Here is an 886-nt window from a genome sequence, read left to right as displayed (position 1 = left end):
CGTGTTTCGACGAGCCTATCAGGCAGCAGTATATCTCTCACGCATTAAAATAAAAACGCAACTGTAGTGCTATACTCATAACCAATTGATTTTATTGTAGGAATCTGATTCAGACTCTGTGAGAAGATTGAAGAAGAGTAACCTGTACTGGCTGACGGGCTAACAGATGGACCGTCTGCGGCCGTTCGTTCCCAAGAGCCACGGCTAACCTCGCGTTGATGACTGTCGAGTGTTGAGCGGGATTATTTTTGTGAACCGTAATGGCTTGCGTTGGCGTGATACGCCCCGGGAATACGGGCCACATAAGACACTGTACACCCGCTGGAAGCGCTGGGGCGCCATAAGGATCTTCGCCCGGATGATGGACGGTCTGGCTGCCGAGAAGGCAGAGTCTCTGACGATTATGATTGATGCAACGTATCTCAAGGCGCACCGTACGGCTGCGTGCCCTGCGGCTAAAAAAGGGATCCAGGGCTACTGATTGGACGGACAAAAGGCGGCATGAACACGAAGCTGCATGCGATCAGCGGTCAGAACGGACGACCGCTGAGCGTCTTCATGACAGCAGGACAGATCAGTGATGATGCCGGTGCCGCTGCCTTGCTGGACAGTCTTCCTGCTGCACAATGGATGCTGGGAGACCGGGGTTATGACGGCGACTGGTTCAGGGATGCCCTGGAAGAGAAAGAGATAAAGCCCGGCATTCTAGGGCGGAAATCTCGCGGAAAACCTGTCAAATACGACAGATGCCCGACCGTCTTCTTCTCAGCCATCTGCCTCGCCGCAACCGTCATGTTCTGGCTATGCATCCTGAGCCTAGTTGTTTAGTCCCGTGGTTTGATGGGTTGGGTTGATGATGAATCTTTCTGGCTCTGAAGTCCATATT

General features: G+C 52.8%; 1 pseudogene. It reads left to right on the top strand.

The window, feature by feature from the left end:
- Positions 1 to 166 precede the first annotated feature (166 nt).
- Positions 167 to 828: pseudogene (locus HK24_RS13365) on the top strand (IS5 family transposase).
- Positions 829 to 886 lie beyond the last annotated feature (58 nt).

It is taken from the genome of Gluconobacter sp. DsW_058 (assembly GCF_002153615.1).
In the GTDB taxonomy this organism is placed as follows: domain Bacteria; phylum Pseudomonadota; class Alphaproteobacteria; order Acetobacterales; family Acetobacteraceae; genus Gluconobacter; species Gluconobacter cerinus.
The sequence above is the reverse complement of the archived record's forward strand: the minus strand, read 5'-3'. Positions and strand labels throughout refer to the sequence as shown.